Source organism: Bartonella sp. AP150HLJHH (assembly GCF_042196385.1).
GTDB lineage: Bacteria > Pseudomonadota > Alphaproteobacteria > Rhizobiales > Rhizobiaceae > Bartonella.
Genome location: NZ_JBHIQC010000042.1, coordinates 2,553 through 7,409, shown reverse-complemented (window position 1 = coordinate 7,409; position 4,857 = coordinate 2,553). Strand labels below are relative to the sequence as shown.

The 4,857-nt window shown below is 36.8% G+C and carries 3 protein-coding genes and 2 pseudogenes; 1 reads left to right on the top strand and 4 read right to left on the bottom strand.

Annotation, left to right across the window (positions count from 1 at the left end; translation table 11 throughout):
- A pseudogene (locus ACFING_RS08785) lies at positions 1-303 on the bottom strand (ABC transporter substrate-binding protein); the annotation flags it as partial.
- A gap of 1,249 nt (positions 304-1,552) precedes the next feature.
- On the opposite strand from ACFING_RS08785, the gene ACFING_RS08780 reads away from it, so the two are divergent.
- Positions 1,553-1,717: a hypothetical protein gene (locus ACFING_RS08780; RefSeq protein ID WP_375630526.1), complete on the top strand. Its 165-nt coding sequence runs from the start codon at positions 1,553-1,555 to the stop codon at positions 1,715-1,717.
- A 215-nt stretch (positions 1,718-1,932) separates the two neighbouring features.
- Here the strand turns inward: ACFING_RS08780 and ACFING_RS08775 are convergent, their stop codons facing one another.
- The 3 genes and pseudogenes from ACFING_RS08775 to ACFING_RS08765 form a co-directional block, all read right to left on the bottom strand.
- The gene (locus tag ACFING_RS08775) at positions 1,933-2,559 is read right to left on the bottom strand and encodes a DNA-3-methyladenine glycosylase I (protein WP_375612273.1); all 627 of its coding nucleotides are present in this window, start codon (positions 2,557-2,559) and stop codon (positions 1,933-1,935) included.
- A complete protein-coding gene (gene xseA / locus ACFING_RS08770; protein WP_375630524.1) occupies positions 2,537-3,967 on the bottom strand; it encodes an exodeoxyribonuclease VII large subunit in 1,431 nt (476 codons plus the stop codon). The genes ACFING_RS08775 and xseA overlap by 23 nt, the downstream gene beginning before the upstream one ends.
- 401 nt (positions 3,968-4,368) lie before the next feature.
- A pseudogene (locus tag ACFING_RS08765) lies at positions 4,369-4,857 on the bottom strand (ABC transporter substrate-binding protein); the annotation flags it as partial.

The following is a 4,857-nucleotide window of genomic DNA, read 5'->3' as shown; positions in this document are numbered from 1 at the left end:
AGTAATCACCGTACTGTGATCATCACCTGAAACATCCCAATGTGTTGCTAAAGCGGGAACCATTTTAGCAGGATCATCTGTCGCAGTACTGACCAAATTATCACAAATATTGTAAATAATTTCACTTCCATAAACATCATTAAGTTGTGCGGGATCAAACGTACTGATTGCATCAAGATTCCAAGCCATCACAAGGGTATTAGCCGGTGTTTTTGCTGAAACTTGTTGTGCAACCATCGCCAATGCCATAAGAGCAGAAACAAGAGAGCTGCTACTTTTCAATATTGTTTTCTTCAAGTTCATAAACTTTTCCCTTTATTTATTTTTATCAATTAATGACGCTGAAATAATATAGCAAATTTATAATTATAACATTGAATAAATACGTTCTAATCGCCTATATTTTTAGTCACCTACACAGAGTCATCTACTTGATAAATTCATTGACTTACGTCTCAATAAACCATAACGAACATGCAATATATGTTTTGCTAACCAGTATTACATTCTTTTCATAACCTCTTTGCATATGATAATGCACTATATCAGTTCCCTATTAATCATCAATAAGCCTTGTCGCCCAAAAAAATAGTGAGCTTTAAAAAAATCATTACGCAAAAATTTATGAATTCATTATTCTATTCCTTTAGGCGACATTTAAAATAAAATATGCAAACTTTAAAAATAGTCATCCCCCTCAAACACTCAGTTTCAAGATGTGGCACATCTTTACTACATGACCAAAACGGCACTGAAACAGCAGAAAGACATAAGAAAATATCTTTTCTAAAACGCTATCCCCCACAAAAAGCTGCTTAATCTTTTGAAAAATAAGTGTCAAAAGTTTTACGTTTTTACCAACAAAACCAAACGCGTTAACAAAGATAAAGGAAAAATGAGAAGAATCATTCCTTCCACGCTTTATCTTTTGAGAAATAAAGCTTACAATAAAAGAATATACACTAAAATGCATCCCCCCATTGATAAAAACAAAATTCATTAGACGTTTCCCCCCTAAAGACATAACGAATATAAACCCTTCTAAACTTTGGCGTGCATCATTGCTTTACCACTATAAAAATAGAATAGAAAACAACATACCGCAACAGAACTCTCGTTTCCAGCGGAAACATACAGAGATTCAACGAAGTAATGTAGTGGATACAAGCCTGCATGAGCTTAATCATCTTCCAAAAAATTGGAGCGCACACGCGGCAAGATCACTCTACTAATAGAGGAAAGCTATCAGATAATAAAACCCAACACAAGCAGCTTGAGTCATTTAACTTCAATTTTTCATCGCTGCATTTCATTTTATATTGCCTAGGTAAGCATTGGGCAATCAACCTACATATAAATAAACCAACAGTCATACAAGCAAAGAAAAACAATGCAACAACAGCACCCCATCTAACAACCACTTTGCATTCGTCAACAAACATGAATAAAATATTCATTAATTATAACAGTCACGTTATTAACGGAAATAAAAAAAACTCTTCTGAACCATTACAAATGCCAAAGACTGTTTCACAACACTGAGAGCTAGTAAATGCGTGATGGTGCCGATTTGCTCCTTCATAAACCTAAAGATGGAGTGCATTATGGACTTATCTGTCATACCATTCACGGGCTGCGTCGCGAAATGGGCTTTGGTGTACTAAATGTTTCTTTAAAACATACAAGACATTACCATTATCTCACTTCAGATACATAACAGTTAAGATATCACTCCTTTTTGCATCTGTTTTTTCATCCTCAAAATTATACCTTTATCGTTTTTAGTGCCAACAACAATAGAAAATCATTAATATTGTATAGTTTGTATATTTCAATTATCTTATACAGCGGAATTGTATAATTTATACATTTATTAAATAATTCAATTATTATCCTATTAATCATTACTCTTACAAAAGAAAGTTTGCCAATTTATCGACAAAAACATCCTTCAAGATGATCATTAACAATTCCTACGGACTGCATAAAAGCATAACAAATTGTGGGGCCAACAAATGTCCAACCACGTTTCTTCAAGTCTTGAGAAAGACGAAGAGAAGCAGGTGTCATAGGGTTAGCTAACAGTGTTTGAAAATCTATTTTTTCATAACGCTCCAATTGTGGTGGCTGAAAAGACCAAAAATAGTGGGACAAACTCCCCCACTCTGTTATAATTTCTTGTGCTCTCAATGCATTATTAAGCACTGATTGAATTTTTCCTTGATGGCGAACAATGTCTTTATTCTGCATTAACATTTGCACCTTCAGCTCATCATAATGAGCAATCTTTTCAAAGTCAAAGTGATCAAATGCAACGCGAAAAAAAGAGCGTTTTTTTAAAATTGTAAACCAAGAAAGCCCCGCTTGGAAACCTTCAAGACAAATTTTCTCAAACAAACGAATATCCTCAAAAATAGGCTTTCCCCATTCGGTATCATGATAAGCACAATAAAGTGGATCCGTTCCAGCCCATGCGCAACGAACTTTTTCATCCACTCCCTTAAGAAGACCTTCCGCAAGCATGGCATTAACCGTATTAAAAGAGAGTTCCTTGATCATCGCTTGGTGACTTTATCTGCTTGTGTTTTGATCTTTTAGCGGAAATAGGCTCTTGTGTTGCAACACTGATATCTCCATCAAAAAAGCGTAAATTTATTTGCCCTGTTTCAGGAAACTGAACCAATCGTTTAATGGGCTTATGATCTTTCCCCAAAGCCAAAACAAAACCGCGCTCCAAAATATTCTGATATGAAGTGCTTCTTAAAAGCCTAGATACTACCTCTAACCCAGCACGTTGTTTTTCCACACTACGCACAAAAGCACGCTGAAGACGTGCCGTATATTCCTTTGTATTGCGTTGTGCTTTTTCACTATTTAACAAACGCGGTGAAAAACGCACACCAAGTGCATGAAAAGAAAAACGTTTTTTATCGTAGCTTACACAAAGAGCACGCTGCAATCGACTTGAAGTTTCATCCAAACCACGCCGTGGTAGAGCAAAAAGTTGATCGGCAGTCGGAAGAGCTCGTAGAGTAGCACGCAATTTTTGTCGATAAAAATCCAAATAACGCGCGAGTCCCTTGCGCAAACGTGCATCAAGCGATGCCACCAGCACCTCGAGATCAAGCTTAACAGGAACAGCCCGTTCTGCTGCGGCGGTAGGAGTTGGAGCGCGCCAATCAGCCACATAATCAATCAAGGTCCAGTCCGTTTCATGCCCAACAGCAGAAATAACAGGAAGAGAAGATTCATAAACAGCACGAACAACAGCTTCGTCATTAAACCCCCACAAATCTTCTAAACTTCCTCCTCCCCGTGCAACAATAATAAGATCAGGTTTTGGAATAAGTCCACCTAGACCAAGAGCATTAAAACCTTCAACAGCAACAGCCACTTCCCTCCCACTTGTTTCCCCCTGAACACGTACAGGCCAAACCAAAATATGCAACGGAAAACGATCGGATATACGATGAATAATATCACGAATAACAGCACCTGTTGGTGATGTTACAACGCCTAAAATTCGAGGCATATAAGGCAAAGTTTTTTTCTTTTCTTCATCAAACAAGCCTTCTTCTAAAAACTTTTTCTTACGATTTTCAAGAAGTGTCATCAAAGCACCAACCCCCGTTGGTTCAAGAGCCTCAATGACAATTTGATATTTCGATGACCCTGGATAAGTTGTAAGTTTACCAACAGCAACTACTTCCATCCCTTCTTCAGGAGGGAATTTGAGCTTTTCCATAACTCCACGCCAAATAACAGCTTCCAACCTTGCCTTATCATCTTTTAAAGCAAAATAAGCATGTCCCGAAGCATGAGTACCACGGTACCCTGATATCTCCCCACGCACCCGTAAATAACCAAACTTTTCTTCAACAACACGCTTTAGAGCCCCTGCTATTTCGGAAACAGTGAATTCTGCCACATTTGTTACACCTGTTTTTTCACTAAACAAACTTACCATTTTTCAATTCTTTACGCCCGTTTCTGTGAACCTTTTTGAAACAACACATCTTTAAACTTTTGATTTATAGCTTCATCAAAATACCCATAACACCGACTAGAACAGCTTATATTTTTAATTTCAAATCGATTATCAGGGTTGTAAAAAAAACTTGAAGCCGTTGTATGGGGATATCTAGAGTCATTATTTCATCCGAAAATTCTATCAATAGAAGTTAAAATACTCAATCCTAACATCCAAACAAACACATCTTCTATAAGAATTCCTGAAATAAAATTCTCTACACAACATAGTAATCCATTCCCGATAAAATTCAATGTATTGCAAAGTGTTAAAGAGCTTTGCAATACATCAAATATATCATGACCATGTTTTTTATATTTTATAAACTTGATACCTTCTTATTTTTCAATTGCACTATAAAAAATACGTGGTGCACTATTCCAAACCCATTTTTTAACATCAGGTGTCATCGCTATCGTGTGATACGTCTGATAGATAAAAGCATAAGGCCCTTTCTGCATAAAATCACGTTGTAAATCAGCATACATTTGCGCCCGTTTTTTGGGATCTTTTTGAAACAATGCATCTTGAACCTTTTGATTCATAGTTTCATCCAAATACCCATGGCACCAACTCGCATAGCCTGTATTTTTAGCCTCAAGCCGATTATCTGGATTATAAATAAGACGTGAAGCCATTGTATGAGGATCCGCAGAATCATTATTCCATCCGAAAAAAATTGTATCAAAAGTACGTGCAGATAGTTTTGAAAATAACTGTGTGCCTACGAAGCGTTCAATTTTAAAACGTACCCCCACCTTTTTTGCATTGTCTTGGAGAGACTGAGCAATAGGCAAAGCAAAAGGATAAGGAGAGGCACCGGCAAA